The organism is Kushneria sp. AK178, assembly GCF_053903105.1.
In genome coordinates this window covers 968,679-983,797 of the sequence record NZ_CP096381.1, presented here as the reverse complement: position 1 = coordinate 983,797, position 15,119 = coordinate 968,679, and the positions used below count along the sequence as shown (strand labels likewise).

The 15,119-nt window shown below is 62.8% G+C and carries 17 protein-coding genes; 13 read left to right on the top strand and 4 right to left on the bottom strand.

The features are described 5' to 3' along the window. Positions 1–114: 114 nt before the first annotated feature. Complete coding sequence (locus M1D97_RS04375) at positions 115–420, top strand: lipopolysaccharide assembly protein LapA domain-containing protein (RefSeq protein WP_456269526.1); 306 nt, start codon at positions 115–117, stop codon at positions 418–420. Beyond that, the gene (lapB, locus tag M1D97_RS04370) at positions 421–1,611 is read left to right on the top strand and encodes a lipopolysaccharide assembly protein LapB (RefSeq protein WP_456269525.1); all 1,191 of its coding nucleotides are present in this window, start codon (positions 421–423) and stop codon (positions 1,609–1,611) included. It abuts the gene before it with no gap. Positions 1,612–1,632: 21 nt separating this feature from the next. Here lapB and pyrF read toward each other — a convergent pair whose 3' ends face one another. Further along, the gene (gene pyrF / locus M1D97_RS04365; RefSeq protein ID WP_456269524.1) at positions 1,633–2,325 is read right to left on the bottom strand and encodes an orotidine-5'-phosphate decarboxylase; all 693 of its coding nucleotides are present in this window, start codon (positions 2,323–2,325) and stop codon (positions 1,633–1,635) included. Positions 2,326–2,487: 162 nt separating this feature from the next. Between pyrF and M1D97_RS04360 the strand changes: the two genes are divergently transcribed. The 6 genes from M1D97_RS04360 to M1D97_RS04335 all read left to right on the top strand — a co-directional run bounded on the left by M1D97_RS04360 (position 2,488) and on the right by M1D97_RS04335 (position 6,991). Further along, complete coding sequence (locus M1D97_RS04360; protein WP_456269523.1) at positions 2,488–2,754, top strand: ComEA family DNA-binding protein; 267 nt, start codon at positions 2,488–2,490, stop codon at positions 2,752–2,754. 216 nt (positions 2,755–2,970) lie between these two features. Further along, positions 2,971–3,456 (top strand): FxsA family protein, encoded by a 486-nt coding sequence (locus M1D97_RS04355; protein WP_456269522.1) that lies wholly within the window; start codon positions 2,971–2,973, stop codon positions 3,454–3,456. Between the two features lie 165 nt (positions 3,457–3,621). Next, the gene (locus M1D97_RS04350; RefSeq protein ID WP_115852453.1) at positions 3,622–3,915 is read left to right on the top strand and encodes a co-chaperone GroES; all 294 of its coding nucleotides are present in this window, start codon (positions 3,622–3,624) and stop codon (positions 3,913–3,915) included. Positions 3,916–3,972: 57 nt separating this feature from the next. Further along, on the top strand, positions 3,973–5,616 hold the full coding sequence (gene groL / locus M1D97_RS04345) for a chaperonin GroEL (protein WP_456269521.1): 1,644 nt from the start codon (positions 3,973–3,975) through the stop codon (positions 5,614–5,616). A 119-nt stretch (positions 5,617–5,735) separates the two neighbouring features. Then, on the top strand, positions 5,736–6,227 hold the full coding sequence (locus M1D97_RS04340) for an N-acetyltransferase family protein (protein ID WP_456269520.1): 492 nt from the start codon (positions 5,736–5,738) through the stop codon (positions 6,225–6,227). Continuing rightward, the gene (locus M1D97_RS04335) at positions 6,224–6,991 is read left to right on the top strand and encodes an RNA methyltransferase (RefSeq protein ID WP_456269519.1); all 768 of its coding nucleotides are present in this window, start codon (positions 6,224–6,226) and stop codon (positions 6,989–6,991) included. The genes M1D97_RS04340 and M1D97_RS04335 overlap by 4 nt, the downstream gene beginning before the upstream one ends. A gap of 52 nt (positions 6,992–7,043) precedes the next feature. On the opposite strand, the gene M1D97_RS04330 is transcribed toward M1D97_RS04335, so the two are convergent. Further along, the gene (locus M1D97_RS04330; protein ID WP_456269518.1) at positions 7,044–7,739 is read right to left on the bottom strand and encodes a glutathione S-transferase N-terminal domain-containing protein; all 696 of its coding nucleotides are present in this window, start codon (positions 7,737–7,739) and stop codon (positions 7,044–7,046) included. Positions 7,740–7,840: 101 nt separating this feature from the next. Beyond that, positions 7,841–9,202: a Na+/H+ antiporter family protein gene (locus tag M1D97_RS04325; protein WP_456269517.1), complete on the bottom strand. Its 1,362-nt coding sequence runs from the start codon at positions 9,200–9,202 to the stop codon at positions 7,841–7,843. A 223-nt stretch (positions 9,203–9,425) separates the two neighbouring features. Between M1D97_RS04325 and M1D97_RS04320 the strand changes: the two genes are divergently transcribed. From M1D97_RS04320 to M1D97_RS04310, 3 genes are all read left to right on the top strand, one after another. Further along, complete coding sequence (locus tag M1D97_RS04320; protein WP_456269516.1) at positions 9,426–10,982, top strand: GNAT family N-acetyltransferase; 1,557 nt, start codon at positions 9,426–9,428, stop codon at positions 10,980–10,982. Between the two features lie 107 nt (positions 10,983–11,089). After that, positions 11,090–11,299, top strand: coding sequence for a hypothetical protein (locus M1D97_RS04315; RefSeq protein ID WP_115852443.1), 210 nt, complete (start codon positions 11,090–11,092; stop codon positions 11,297–11,299). Between the two features lie 152 nt (positions 11,300–11,451). After that, positions 11,452–12,273 carry a M90 family metallopeptidase gene (locus M1D97_RS04310; protein WP_456269515.1) on the top strand — a complete coding sequence of 274 codons (822 nt, stop codon included), beginning with the start codon at positions 11,452–11,454 and terminating at the stop codon, positions 12,271–12,273. Positions 12,274–12,286: 13 nt separating this feature from the next. Here M1D97_RS04310 and M1D97_RS04305 read toward each other — a convergent pair whose 3' ends face one another. Continuing rightward, positions 12,287–13,183: a LysR substrate-binding domain-containing protein gene (locus M1D97_RS04305; RefSeq protein WP_456269514.1), complete on the bottom strand. Its 897-nt coding sequence runs from the start codon at positions 13,181–13,183 to the stop codon at positions 12,287–12,289. A 225-nt stretch (positions 13,184–13,408) separates the two neighbouring features. On the opposite strand from M1D97_RS04305, the gene M1D97_RS04300 reads away from it, so the two are divergent. Together M1D97_RS04300 and M1D97_RS04295 are read left to right on the top strand one after the other, a co-directional pair. Then, positions 13,409–14,242, top strand: a complete 834-nt coding sequence (locus tag M1D97_RS04300) for a DODA-type extradiol aromatic ring-opening family dioxygenase (RefSeq protein ID WP_456269513.1) — start codon at positions 13,409–13,411, stop codon at positions 14,240–14,242. Between the two features lie 186 nt (positions 14,243–14,428). Next, on the top strand, positions 14,429–15,106 hold the full coding sequence (locus M1D97_RS04295; RefSeq protein WP_456269512.1) for a TVP38/TMEM64 family protein: 678 nt from the start codon (positions 14,429–14,431) through the stop codon (positions 15,104–15,106). The last annotated feature ends 13 nt before the right edge of the window (positions 15,107–15,119 follow it).

Genomic DNA, 15,119 nt, shown 5'->3' with positions numbered 1-15,119 from the left:
GTTCGTCAAGACATCCGCCCTGTAACGCCATTGGCCGCGCGCCGTAAACATCGCTGCGCGCCACTGCCGGTGTTACACTGCCTTCAATTGGACAGGGAAAATCAGGGATCTGCTATGCGCTGGCTCAAGGGCGTGGTTCTTGCTGTTATTACACTGATCGTTTTGCTGCTGGGCATGCTGTTTGCCGTACGCAATCAGCAGACCATACCGCTGGACGTTATCTGGGCGGAATTGCCGCCTGCCTCACTGTCGCTGTGGCTGCTGTCGGCACTGGTCGCCGGCGTCCTGCTGGGCATGGTGGCCATGTCCGGACTCTACCTGCGCCTTCGCACCACGCTCATGCGTGCGCGTCACGACAACCAGCAACAGCGCAAGGAACTTGATCGCCTGCGCGTTCAGGAGTTCAAGGAAGCCCCCTGAATGCTGGATCCCGTGCTGCTCCTTGTTCTCGTTGCGGCAATCGGCATCGGCTGGTGGCTGGGCCGCATGGAGCGAAAGCACTATCGCTATCGCCATCGGGCGCTGTCCGGCCAGCATCTGTCCCGCGACTACTTTGTCGGGCTGAACTTTCTGCTCAACGAGCAGCCCGACCGCGCCATCGAGACCTTCGTTCAGGCGCTGGAGGTCAACGGCGATACCATCGATACCCACATTGCGCTGGGCAATCTTTTTCGCATGCGCGGCGAAACCGACCGCGCCGTCAGGATCCACCAGAACCTGCTGGCCCGCCCCGTCCTGACCACCGAACAGAGTGAACAGGTGCAGCTCGAGCTGGCACGCGATTTCATGCGCCTTGGCGTGCTTGATCGTGCCGAACGCCTGCTGGCCGGACTGGTGCGCCAGTGTGACAACGAAGAGACGGCCACGGCCGCCAAGCGGCTGATGGTGGATCTCTACGAGCGGGAGAAGGAGTGGCAGGCGGCGCTGGAGGTGGCCCAGCCCCAGCTGATCCGTCAGGATGAACCGCTCAGGCGCGCTGCGGCCCACTGGCACTGTGAACTGGCTGAACAGGCCGTCGAGGAAGGCAGCCCCGGCCCGGCCCGCAAGCACCTCAAACAGGCGCTCGCCATCGATGCCGCCTGCGTTCGAGCCAACTGGGTTCACGCCGACATCGAGCATCGTGCCGGCAACTACCGCAACGAAATCCGTGCCCTGTGCCGCATTCGCGATCAGGACAGCGATATGGTGCCCATCACCCTGGCCCCCATCCAGCGCGCCTTTGACCTGCTCGACGATGAAGAGGGGCTGATCGAATTCTTGTTTGATCAGCTCGACAGGGCGCCCTACGTCTCCTTTGTCCTGCTGCTGGCCGAGCGGCTGCGCCTGCGTGACGGCATCGAGCGCGCCACCCGGCTGGTCAGTGAGCAGCTTCAACACAACCCGAGCCTGCGCGGCCTTGACTATCTGATGGACCTTTATCTCAAGGAGGTTCCGGAGCATGAGCTCGAGCATCTGCGACTGCTCAAGCGCCACACCGAACAGCTCATGGCCCAGCGGGCGCGCTATCGCTGCAAGAGCTGCGGCTTCCAGGGCGAACAGCTTTACTGGCACTGCCCCAGCTGTCGCCAGTGGGGCACCATCAAGCCGATCACGGGGCTGGAAGGCGAATAGCGCCGCCGTGACCGCCCTGCGTCATGACGCAAGTTCCTGCTCGATGGCGGCAAGTGCGGCCATCGGATCGTCGGCCCGCGTCACCGGCCGACCGATCACCAGATGGGTACTGCCGGCCTGCATGGCCTCAAACGGCGTCATCACGCGACTCTGATCGTCACGCCGGGCAAACGCCGGCCGGATGCCCGGCGTGACGCGCAGGAAGTCCTCGCCACACTGCGCGGCCACGTCCCCCGCTTCATGAGCCGAACAGACCACGCCCGCCATGCCGCTCTGCCGCGCCAGCCCGGCCAGATGCAGCGCCTGCTCACCTGCGGTGCGGGCCACGCCAGTTTCGCCAAGTGTCTCATTATCCATGCTGGTGAGTACCGTCACGGCGATCAAATGCGTAGGCAGCGTGTGTCGATCGAGCACTTCACGCGCGGCCTGCATCATCGCCCGCCCGCCCGAGGCATGAACGTTGACCATCCAGACACCGTGATCGGCGGCAGCATGCACGGCGGCGGCCACCGTATTGGGAATATCGTGAAACTTGAGATCCAGAAAGACCTCGAAGCCGCGCTGATGCAGCGTCTTCAGGGTCTGTGGGCCGCTGCGGACAAACAGCTCCTTGCCCACCTTGAGACGGCAGCGTTGCGGGTCCAGCCGATCGATCAGCGGCAGCACCGCCTCCAGGCTGGCATGATCAAGGGCGATAATCAGAGGGGAAGACATGCAGGCTCCTGTAGTTCGAGGCGCCAGTATAAGGGTTGTGCCCTGTCAGCGGGATAGCAGCCGTCCATCACGGAGACCCCTCTCAATATATAAAAACTTTCTAAATCAGTATTGATTGCCGCCGATACCCTTAAGGCAACCTTGCAAAATGGAGAAACCGGCATGTCCCGCAAACTGATCGCAATGCTTCTGACCACCGCTGCGCTGTCCCTGTCCGCCCCGCTGATGGCCGAGCCGCAGGACGTCAACATCAACACCGCCACGGCCGCCGAGCTGACCGCCCTGTCGGGCATCGGCGACAAGAAGGCGGAGGCCATCATTGCTGACCGGGAAGCGCACGGCGCCTATGAAAGCGTCGATGACCTGAGCCGCGTCAGCGGTATCGGCAGCGCCACCGTCGAACAGCTGCGCGACCGCGTCGAACTCTGATCGATCAATGGGCGACAGCCGCATGGCGGTCGCCCTGCTCCCCCATCCTGCCTGCCCGACTTTTGCGCCCTGTCACCATCCGGGCATATACCTCTCGCACCTGACATGCCAGTATCCTGTGCTATCGACTGCTGACGTCATTACCGGCCCTGACGAGGGCACAGGGTGACGACGGCCTCCCCGTGAACACAACGACGACGAGAGTGCGACGACATCATGCCCCTGCTCCTTCCCATCGGCTTTTTCTTACTGCTGGATCTGATCTCGATTTTCGTGCTGGGCAGGCTGATCGGCGCCTGGGTACTGCTGGTCATCGTGCTGGCCGCAGCGCTCGGCATGCACCTGATACGCCGCGAGGGCCTCGACTCGTTTCGCCAGGCCCAGCAGAAGATGGCCACCGGCGGCGTGGCAAGCCTCGAACTCAAGCGCGGCGCGGCCATGATCATGGCAGGTGTCCTGCTGATCATGCCCGGCATCCTGACCGATGTCATCGCGATGTTCTGTTTGATGCCCTTCTCCCGCAGCGCCCTGCTGGGCCGTTTCATGCGCAGCAACATCAACGTGCATCGCTACCACCCCAACCACGATAACAGCGGTGACACCTATACCCAGACACAGCGCGACACCTCCGACGATCACGCCTCCCAAACCCGCGTGATAGAAGGTGAAATCGTCGATGACGACAGGGATCGGCGCGAGTAAAAAAATTGCGCGCCCCCCTTGAAACACTTCAATGCGACCTCATTAATCTGGCACGTCGTGATATCGACCCAAATACTCCGGTCATGCCGGTACCCGGGGGGCGTAAGCGCCGCAGTCTGATCGCCCCCGTGCAGTTCATGTAACCAATCAGGGAGAACGTGAGAAATGAACATCCGTCCTTTGCACGATCGCGTTGTCGTTCGTCGCGTGGAAGAAGAACAAAAGACCTCCGGTGGCATCGTTCTGCCCGGTAACGCGCAGGAAAAGCCGACCCGCGGTGAAATCCTCGCAGTTGGCAAGGGCCGTATCCTTGATAGCGGTGAAACACGTCCGCTCGACGTTCAGGTCGGGGACAAGGTGATCTTCAAGGATGGCTTTGGCGTTGAGAAGGAAAAGATCAACGGTGAAGAAGTTCTGATCATGAGCGAGTCCGACATTCTCGGCGTGCTCGAAGGCTGATACCTCTTTTACGTCTACGTCATTTTTACACGAACATAGAATCGAGGAATTACCGTAATGTCCGCCAAGCAGATCAAGTTCTCCGATGATGCTCGCAAGCGCATGGCGCGCGGTGTCAACGTTCTTGCCGACACCGTCAAGACCACGCTGGGTCCGAAGGGCCGCAACGTCGTTCTGGAAAAATCCTTCGGCGCACCGACCGTCACCAAGGACGGCGTCTCCGTTGCCAAGGAAATCGAGCTGAAGGACAAGTTCGAGAACATGGGCGCGCAGATGGTCAAGGAAGTCGCTTCCAAGACTTCCGACGTGGCCGGTGACGGCACCACCACGGCCACCGTTCTGGCCCAGTCCATCGTCAACGAGGGTCTCAAGGGCGTTACCGCCGGCATGAACCCGATGGACCTCAAGCGCGGCATCGACATGGCCATTGCCAAGGCCGTTGAAGAGATTCGCAGCATGGCCGTGCCGTGCACCGATTCCCGCGCCATCGCCCAGGTCGGCACCATCTCGGCCAACGGCGACAACACCATCGGCCAGATCATCGCCGATGCGATGGCCAAGGTCGGCAAGGAAGGCGTCATCACCGTTGATGAAGGTCGCGGTTTCGAAGACGAGCTTGAAGTCGTCGAGGGCATGCAGTTTGATCGCGGCTACCTGTCGCCCTACTTCGTGACCAACAACGAAACCATGTCGGTCGAGCTGGAAGACCCCTACATCCTGCTGGTCGACAAGAAGATCTCCAACATTCGCGAGCTGCTGCCGACGCTGGAAAGCGTGGCCAAGGCCGGCAAGCCGCTGGTGATCATCGCTGAAGACATTGAAGGCGAAGCGCTGGCGACCCTGGTCGTCAACAACATGCGCGGTATCGTCAAGGTTGCGGCTGCCAAGGCGCCCGGCTTCGGTGATCGTCGCAAGGCCATGCTGCAGGACATCGCCATCCTGACCGGCGGCACCGTCATCTCCGAGGAAGTCGGCCTGACGCTCGAGCAGACCACGCTGGACCATCTGGGCAGCGCACGTCGTGTCACCATGTCCAAGGAAAACACCACCGTCATCGACGGCAACGGTGTGGAATCCGACATCGAGTCGCGCGTCAGCCAGATCCGCACCCAGATTGAAGACACCTCCTCCGATTACGATCGCGAGAAGCTCCAGGAGCGTGTTGCCAAGCTGGCCGGCGGTGTCGCCGTCATCCGCGTCGGTGCTGCCACCGAAGTGGAAATGAAGGAGAAGAAGGCACGCGTGGAAGACGCGCTGCACTCGACTCGTGCCGCTGTCGAAGAAGGCGTGGTGCCCGGCGGTGGTACCGCACTGGTACGTGCCTCGGCGCGCCTGCGTGACATGAAGGGCGAGAACGAAGACCAGACGCACGGCATCCAGCTGACCATCCGCGCACTGGAAGCGCCGCTGCGCCAGATCGTCACCAACGCCGGTGAAGAGGCTTCCGTGATCCTCAACCGCGTTCGTGACGGCGAAGGCAACTTCGGCTACAACGCCCAGACCGGCGAGTATGGCGACCTGTTTGAAATGGGTGTTCTCGACCCGGCCAAGGTCTCGCGCTCGGCGCTGCAGTCGGCCGGCTCCGTCGGTGGTCTGATCATCACTACCGAAGCCATGGTCGCTGAAGATCCGGAAGAGAAGGACAATTCCGGTGGCGGCGGTGACATGGGCGGTATGGGTGGCATGGGCGGCATGATGTAATCATCCCCCCGCTACCCGACCTCTCGAGGTCACTTCAGGGCCCCGCATCAAGCGGGGCCTTTTCATATCCATGGTATGCTGGGGGCCTTCACTCATGACCTTCGTATGTGCCCGCTATCATGACGCTTTCCATTCGTGACGCCGTCCCCGATGACGCTGCCACCATCGTGCGCTTCATTACCGAACTTGCCATCTATGAGCGTGCCGAGCACGAGATGAAGGCCAGTGAAGCGATGATCCGCTCAACGCTTTTCGGCGACAGCCCCCATGCCCACGCCCTGCTGGCCCTGAAGGACGATCAGCCGATCGGCCTTGCCGTCTATTTCTTCAACTATTCGACCTGGCTGGGCCACCGCGGGCTCTACGTCGAGGATGTCTTCGTCACCCAACACGCACGCGGTCAGGGCGCGGGGGTAGCGCTCATGCAGGCGCTGGCCCGAATTGCCGTGGACAATCACTGCCCCCGCTTTGACTGGCAGGTACTGGACTGGAATCAGCCGGCGATCGACTTTTACGACGCCATCGGTGCCCAGCCTCGCAAGGAGTGGCTCTCCTACCGGCTCGAGGGTGACGCGCTGAAGCGGTTTGCCGACTCGGGAGTCGCCTCATGACGACCCCCTCCTCGACGCTCGACAACATCCGTATCGTACTGGTGCAGACCTGGCATCCGGGCAATATCGGTGCCGCCGCCCGCGCGATGAAAACCATGGGACTTGAACAGCTGGTGCTGGTCAATCCGCGCCGGTTCCCCGATGAGGAAGCCACCCGAATGGCCGCCGGCGGCGACACCCTGCTGGAAGAGGCCCATGTGGTGGAAAGCCTTGAAGAGGCGGTGGCCGACTGCGGCGCCGTGGTGGGCCTCTCCGCCCGCCTGCGCAATCTGGCCCTGCCGCAGTTCGAGGAGGGCGACGAGATGGCCCGCGAGCTGATGGCACTGGCCGAAGAGATGCCGGTCGCGCTGGTGTTTGGTCGCGAGCGCTCGGGATTGACCAACGACGAGATCGCCTGCTGCACCCATCAGTTGAGCCTGCCCGCCAACCCCGACTATCCGGTGCTCAACCTCTCCCAGGCCGTTCAGGTCTGCGCTCATGAGCTTTACCGGGCGTGGCGCCATCGTCGGGCGGACAGCCCCGCCCCCATGGCAGCCGCCGCTGGCGAACGTGAAAAGGATCTGCCGCCCACCCGTGAGCAGATGCAGCACTTTCAGCAGTCACTGGCTGCCGCGCTGGAACAGACCGGCTTTCTCAACCAGCCCCACGCCCGGACACTGGAGCGGCTGCAGAACTTCTATCAGCGCGCCGCGCCGAGTCGCAAGGAGCTCTCGCTGCTGCAGGGGGCGCTTCGCGCCCTGACCACGCCTGACAATGACCCATGAAAAAGGGCCCCGATTCGGGGCCCCTCGGCTGTCCTGCTCTGACCGTCCGGTATCAGCGTGACGCGACGCGCGTCGCATTACGCGCCAGCCCACCAAAGAGATCCAGCATTCTCTCATGCCACTGCGCCACCGGGTCATCCGCCTTGAGCAGTGTCCCGTCATGGACCACGTAAGCCAGCATGAACATCCCGAACACCAGATAGTCGGCAGCTCCCGGATGATCGCCATCGATGAAGTCGCTGCCATCGAGCTGGGCACGCAGCGGTGGCAATGCCTTCTCGAGCATCTCGAGACCCTGCTCGGTATCCTGGAATGCTTCCAGGGTCATGCCAAAGCGCGCTTCACGGCTTTCCCGGAAGTACGGCTGGTCCTTCGGATCAAGGATCGAGAACACATCCAGAATGGCGATTTTCATCAGCGACGGCGCCAGCACCGTCTCCGACCAGTGCTTGATAAAGCGCGCCCGCGAACGGGCCATGTCATCGCCCATCAGCGCCGGCCCCGGATACTTCTCATCCAGCCAGACCATGATGTCGAAGCTGTCGGTGACAACCTCGTCATCCTCATCGACGATGACCGGCACCTTCTCCTGATCGGAAAAGGCGATGGCCTGCTTGTCGGTGAAATACCAGGGGCGGGTTTCCAGCGTCAGCCCCTTGTGGCGCATGGCCAGCGCCGTGCGCCAGCAGAACGGAGAAAACCGCAGGGCCGTATCTTCGCCGCAAAGATCGTACATGATGCGTGCCATGCATCCTCCTCATTTCTTGCGTGATCGACAGCAGCGCTGTCGCGGTACCCCCACTATAGCAGCCGGGGCGCACCGCGCAGGCCGGGACGCGTCGAGTAACCTCAGAGGATCATGGCCGCGAGCCAGCCAAAGGCCAGCAGTGGCAGGTTGTAGTGCACAAAGGTCGGCACGACCGAATCGCGGATATGATCATGCTGGCCGTCAGCGGCCAGCCCCGAGGTCGGCCCCAGGGTTGAATCGGAGGCCGGCGAGCCGGCATCGCCCAGCGCCGCCGCCGTGCCCACCAGCGCCACCGTTGCCAGCGGCGAGAAGCCGAAACTCAGCGCCAGCGGTACGTAGAGCGAGGCGATGATCGGAATGGTCGAAAACGACGAGCCGATGCCCATGGTGATAAAAAGCCCCACCAGCAGCATGATCAGCGCCGCCAGCGCCTGGCTGCTGCCGAAGGCGTGCGCGCTCTGTACCAGCGCATCAATCTCGCCGGTGGCCTGCATGACGCTGGCAAAACCGGCCGCCGTGATCATGATAAAACCGATGGTCGCCATCAAGCGCATGCCCTCGGTGAAGACGCCATCCTGCTCGCGCCAGCGAAACACACCGCCAAGCGAGAGCACCACAAAGCCTGCCAGCGCGCCCAGCACCATGGAATCCAGCCACAGCTGTACGGTGAGCGTGGCGGCAATCGACACCACCAGCGCCCCCCACTGCCAGGGCCTGAGCCGGGCGCGGTGATCCTCCGGGTCGGTACCGCTTGCGGGGGCCGCTGCATCTGCCTGCTGGGCCGCGGCGCGATCCTCATAGACGCGCGGGCCGCGATAGCTGAAAAAGACAGCCACCAGAAGCCCCACCAGCATGCCCGAAATGGGCAGCGCCATGGCCATCGGCACCTGGCTGGCAGTGATCTCGAGGCCGGCCGCCTCGCCGGCCGAATTGATATTGGCCAGCAGAATGTCGTTGAGAAAGATGGCGCCAAAGCCCACCGGCAGCAGCATGTAGGGCGCGGTAATGCCGAAGGTGATCACGCAGGCCACCAGTCGGCGATCGAGCTTTAAACGGTTGAACACCGGCAGCAGCGGAATGACCACGATGGGAATAAAGGCAATGTGCACCGGCACCAGATTCTGCGAGCAGACGGCCGACGTCAGCAGGGCCAGGATCAACAGCGTCTTGAGCGTTGTCGGCCGTGTGCGCTCGCCTTCAAGGGCGCTGATAAAGCGCCGTGCCACGCCTTCGGTGATCCCCGAGCGCGCCAGCGCCACGGCAAAGGCGCCAAGCGCGGCATAGGACAGCGCGATACCGGCGCCGTCACCGATACCGTCATTGAAGGCCTCAAGCACGTCATGGATGGACAGGCCGCTATAGAGACCGCCGCACAGCGCGGCCACGATCAGGGCGGCCACGACCGGCACGCGAGAAAGGCTTAAGCCCACCATGACAAGAATGGAGATGACGATGGCATTCATTGACGCAGCAACCGCAGGCAGTGAATTGGGGTCCGACCACGGCGGACCGGAAGGCGTTTCATGCCCCTTGTCCCAAAGGGCGCGCGCACTCTATCACAAACGCCGGCCATGAAGCGGCCCCAAGCCGTGCATCAGGGCCCCGCACATCCCGTTCAGATACGTCTGCCGCCCCATGCTAGAATGGCGGCTACCGTGACCGACGTTTTCTGGAGCAAGGATCGCCATGTCGATCGAAGATCTACACCTCAATCTGCGCAATCTTGAAGTCGAGGATTACGCCAAACTCAAGGTGCTGATGGATGTTGTCTATAACGACATCGGCGGGGCCTGGGAAAAGCACACCATTGATCGTCTGATCGCGGAGTTCCCCGACGGCCAGATCGTGATCGAGGACGAGGACCGGATTGTCGGTGTCGCCCTGACCGTACTGGTCGACTACGAGACCTTCTCCAACCCGCACAAGTACGACGACCTGATCGGCAACCGCGAGATCATTCTCAACAATGCCGAAGGCGACGCCCTGTACGGTCTGGACGTGCTGATCGACCCGGCCTACCGCGGCTATCGCCTGGGGCGACGCCTGTATGAAGCGCGCAAGGACCTGTGCCGCTCCATGAATCTGCGCGCCATCCTGGCCGGCGGTCGTATCCCCAACTACTTCGAACACGCCGCCGAGCTCACCCCGGCCCAGTACATCGAACAGGTCTCGCGCAAGGAGATTTACGACCCGATCCTCTCCTTTCAGCTGGCCAACGACTTTCTGGTCAAGCGGCTTTTGAAGAAGTATCTGCCCGAGGATGAGCGCTCGCAGGGCTACGCCACGCTGCTCGAATGGAACAACATCCTTTTTGAGCCGGTCGAGCGCGTGCTGGAGTCGCGCAAGACCCAGGTGCGCATCGGCGCCGTGCAGTGGCAGATGCGCGAGTTCGCCTCGGTCGAGCAGGTGCTGCAGCAGGTCGAGTTCTACGTCGACGCCATCGCCGACTACCAGAGCGACTTTGCCGTCTTTCCGGAGCTTTTCAACACCCCGCTGATGGGACTGACCGACCAGTCCGACCAGATCGGCGCCATCCACTTTCTGGCCGGCTTTACCGAGCGCTTCAAGACCGAAATCTCGCGCATGGCGGTCTCCTACAACATCAACATCATCGCCGGCTCGATGATGGAGGAAGACAGCGAGGGCAAGCTCTATAACGTCTCCTATCTCTGTCATCGTGACGGTAATATCGAGCGTCAGGCCAAGCTGCACATCACCCCGCAGGAGCGCCGCGACTGGGTGGTCGAGGGCGGCGACGAACTTCAGGTGTTTGAAACCGATGCCGGGCGCATCGGCATCCTGATCTGTTACGACGTCGAGTTTCCCGAGCTGCCGCGCCTGCTGGCCGAGCAGGAAATGGATATTCTGTTCGTGCCGTTCTGGACCGACACCAAGAACAGCTATCTGCGCGTGCGCCACTGCAGCCAGGCCCGCGCGATCGAAAACGAGTGCTACGTGGTGGCCTGCGGCAGCGTCGGCAACGTGCCCTCGATCGAAAACCTGGACATTCAGTACGCCCAGTCCTCGGTCTTCTCGCCGTCGGACTTTGCCTTCCCGCACGATGCGGTAATGTCGGAGACCACGCCCAACACCGAGATGGTCATGTTCTCCGATCTCGATCTGACGCGCCTGCGCGTGGTTCGAAGCGAGGGCTCGGTGACCAATCTGAAGGATCGACGCAAGGATCTTTTCGACCTGCGCTGGCGCGACTGGTCGTGGAAGTCCGGCTCTGCGGATTCATGATGACAAGGGTCGTTGTAAACTTGTGATTGTCTTTACAGAACACTGTTCTAAGCTTTGACGAGAATCGGCAGGACAACCTTTCGATTCATCAACGGCAGGAGGTAATGATGAAAAAGACATTGATGACCGGTGCCACCCTGGCCCTGACCACCCTGTGGCTTGGCGGCTGCGCCGGCGGCCCGGACTGGCAGAAGCCGGATGGCACCTCGCAGCAGCTGCATTCCGACCAGGCCGATTGCCAGGTCATGGAAAACAAGGCCGACAACGATCAGACCTATGACGACTGCATGAAGGGACGCGGCTGGACGCCGACCTGATCCTCGTTAAACGACGGCCCTGTGGCGATATCGGGCCTCCCTGTCGGGAGGCCCTTTTCATATCCGCGCCATTGCCGTTTCGGTAGCGCAGTGACCCCGGCGGTCACTCTCTTTCATGATCGGAGCATCGATACGCTATTCGCGAGGGCGTCATGGGCTGGTGGCACGAGCACAAATGGCAGCGATGGCAGGCGCGTCACCCGCTGCCCGAAGCGGCGTGGCAGCATGTCTGTACCACCCTGCCGCTGCTGTCCGGGCTGTCGGCGCCCATGCAGGCGCGCCTGGGCGAGCGCAGCTGGCGCCTTCTGTATGAGCTGCGTCTGTCACTGCCCCGGGACGTCGAATGGTCCCTGGAGGCGCATCTGCAGCTGGCCGCCCAGATCGCCCTGATGGGGCTGGGCTGGCCGGACCGTCAGGCACGCGACGCCCTGGGGGATACCCGCGAGATCATCGTGGTGCCCGGCGCCTTTCGCCGCCACGTGCAGGAGATGGATGAGGCGGGCGTCATGCACGAGTTCGACGATGAGCGGGCCGGCGAAACCTCATGGGGCGGGCCGGTCGTGCTGTCGCTGGAGGATATCAAGCGCTCGGGAGACTGGCACGGCTTCAACGTCATCATTCACGAGTTTGCCCACAAGCTCGACATGACCGGCAACATGGCCGTTGACGGCCAGCCTGCCCTGACTGCCGGCATCGATTCGAAAACCTGGTATCACACCTTCATGCGTGCCTGGGAGGCCCTTCAGGGGACACTCGAACGCGGTGAAGCACCGCCCATCGACGACTACGCCGCCACGCATCCCAGCGAGTTTTTCGCCGTTTGCTGCGAGTACTTCTTCAGCGCCCCGGATCTGCTTGACGGCGTCTGGCCCGATCTTTACGCCCTGCTGGTGCGCTACTTTGGCCAGAACCCGCTGGAACGCCTGCAGGGTCTGAAAGTTGACCGTGAAGACGTGCCACCGCCCTCGGGCTGACTCAACGCCCTCCTTACACCAGCGGATGCTGCGCAAACCACTGACGCAGATGCTCGATCATGCTGCGCAGTCTGGGCGTCATCTGGTCGCGGTGGGCATATACGCAGTAAAGCCCGAGCACGTCATGCTCGTAGTCCGGCAACACGCGCACCAGCGCGCCGCTGGCCAGCGCCTCCTGCAGCATGAAGTCGGGCTGTAGCGTGATGCCCATGCCGGCAATCGCCATGTCGCGCAGCACTTCACCGCTGTTGGCAGTAACCCCGGCCTGGGGCGTTCCGCTGTGATGGGTAGCGCCTCTCTTGAAATGCCAGCGCTGACCGTGGCGGGCGTAGCGATAGTGGAGCCCCTGGTGCGATGACAGCTCCCAGGGGTGGTGGGGAGTGCCGGCCCGCGCCAGGTACTCGGGCGAGGCGCACAGCGTCAGGTGAATGTCACCGATGCGACGCGCGATCAGACTGGAATCCTCCAGCGCCCCGATACGCAGTGCCATGTCAAAGCCCTCCTCGACCAGCGCCACATGGCGGTCACTGAGCACCAGCTCCAGCGTCACCGAGGGGTACTGCTGTCGGTAGCGGGCCAGGATCGGCCCCAGATAGCGGACCCCGAAGGCCTGGGGTGCGCTGATGCGCAGCCGACCGTCCAGCAGGGCCCGATCGTCATGCAGCGCGCCTTCAAGCGTTGCCAGTTCGCGCACAATGGTGTCACCGCGCGTCAGCACCTCCTGCCCGGCATCCGTCAGGCTCAGGCGGCGCGTGGTGCGGTTGATCAGCCGCGTGCCAAAGCGCTTTTCCAGAAAGGCCACGTGCTTGCTTACCGAGGAGCGCGACATCGACAGACGCTCGGCCGCGGTGATGAAGGCGCCCTGCTGCGCGACTTCCATGAAGACCCTGAGAGCCACTACCGTATCCATGATTGTTTCCGCATCGAAAACCAATACTCCCTGATTAGCATGTTTATCCTGCAAACGGGAACCCTCAGACTGCGGGCATTCAGGCCGCCGGCACATCCATTCTCGGGCACCACACTCGGGGCATGCTCGTCGTAAACGACCGCCCGGGCCTGCTGGTCGGTGGCTGACTGCCCTGCTCCCACCGCGTCAACCAGCCTGATCCCCACTGCTATCGGAGTCCACGACATGGCACAGGTTCTGTTCATCTCCCACGGCTCGCCCATGGAAGCCCTGGATCAGGCCGAGAGTGCCGATGCCTGGCGCACGCTGACCAATCATCTCGAGCGACCGGCGCGCATTCTGGTCGCCTCGGCACACTGGTCGAGCTTCCCCACTCGCCTGACCGGCAACCAGCAGCCGGTAACGCTGCATGACGTCAGCGGCTTTCCCACCCAGCTGGATGACGTGGAATATCCGGCCACCGGCGACCCACAGCTGGCGCGTGACGTGGCCTGTCGGCTGAGTGCCGCCGGGCATCAGTCCTGGGTCGATCCCGAACGGGGGCTGGATTGCGGCATATGGGTGCCGCTGCGCCATCTTTATCCGGAAGCCGACATTCCCGTCGTCGGGATATCCATCAGCGCTCGCCACGACACCGACTGGCATTACCACCTCGGGCGTCAACTGTCGCAAGCACTCGATGACGACACGCTGCTGATCTGCTCGGGCAGCATCACCCACGACCTGAGCGATACCTGCAGCACTTGTGACGATGTTCCGGGCCATGTCACGGCCTTTCAGCAGTGGATCAGTGCGCACATGGCCCTGCGCGATGATGCCGCGCTGCTGGACTATCGCCACCGCGCCCCCGGGGCGATACACGCCCATCCCACTGATGAACCTCTGCTGCCGCTGCATGTGGCACTGGGCGCGGCCGACAGTCAGGCGCCGCAGCGCTTTAATGCCATCGCCTCGCACCAGGCCCCGGCCATGGATGCCTGGCTGTTTGAACGCGCCGCCAGCGCCCGGCCCCCCAGCGTTTCGCAACGGGGCCGCTCGCTGGTCAGTGTGGGGCACTGAGCGCCGCCGGGCAGATACCGCGCCCGGCGCACCGGTAACGACCAATGTCGCGCCGATGATTGTGCCGATGGCGCCATCATTGCCCCGGCCCATCACAAAAACCTGACACCTTGATGACAGCACCGGTTGATGCCCCTGTCCGGCCTGACTAGACTCGTGGCCCTTATCGCGGCGGACGACGTTGTCATGACCAGGCGTGTGTGGCTTGTCATTTTTGTGATCGTGCTCATGGGAGCACTGGCCGGCTTCTGGCAATGGCTGGCCATGGGTGATGCCATTACGCCCGAAAAGCTCGAGCAGTGGCTGGGCGAGACCATGCGGCTGCGGGAGTCCTGGTGGGCGCCGCCGGCGCTGATGATGACCTACATGATCGGCAGTCTGGTCATGTTCCCGCTGACGATTCTGGTCGGCGCCACCGGGCTGATCTATGGCCCGTGGTGGGGGCTGGCCTGGGCGCTGTCGGGCACCATGGTGGCCTCCACGGCCACCTGGCTGCTGGGCCGGGTGCTGGGCCGGGAGCTCCTGACCCGCTATGGCGGTGACCGCATCCATCGCCTGGCCGACAGCGTATCGCGTCACGGCATCCGCACCATGGTCGTTTTCAATCTGCTGCCGCTGGCGCCATTCACCTTTACCAACATGATCGCCGGCGCCTGCCGGATGCCTTACGGTTTCTACATGATCGGCTCGGTCATCGGCATCGTGCCAGGACTGGCAGCGGTGACGGTCGCCGGCAGCCGGCTGGGCGAGCTGATCCGGTCGCGCAGTCTGGACAATCTGGTCTGGCTCGTCGCGGCCGTGGCGGGCGTGGTCGCGCTGGGGCTTTTCTTTCGGTGGGTGTCGCGGTACCGGCAGCGGCGCTGAACGCTACCGGCAC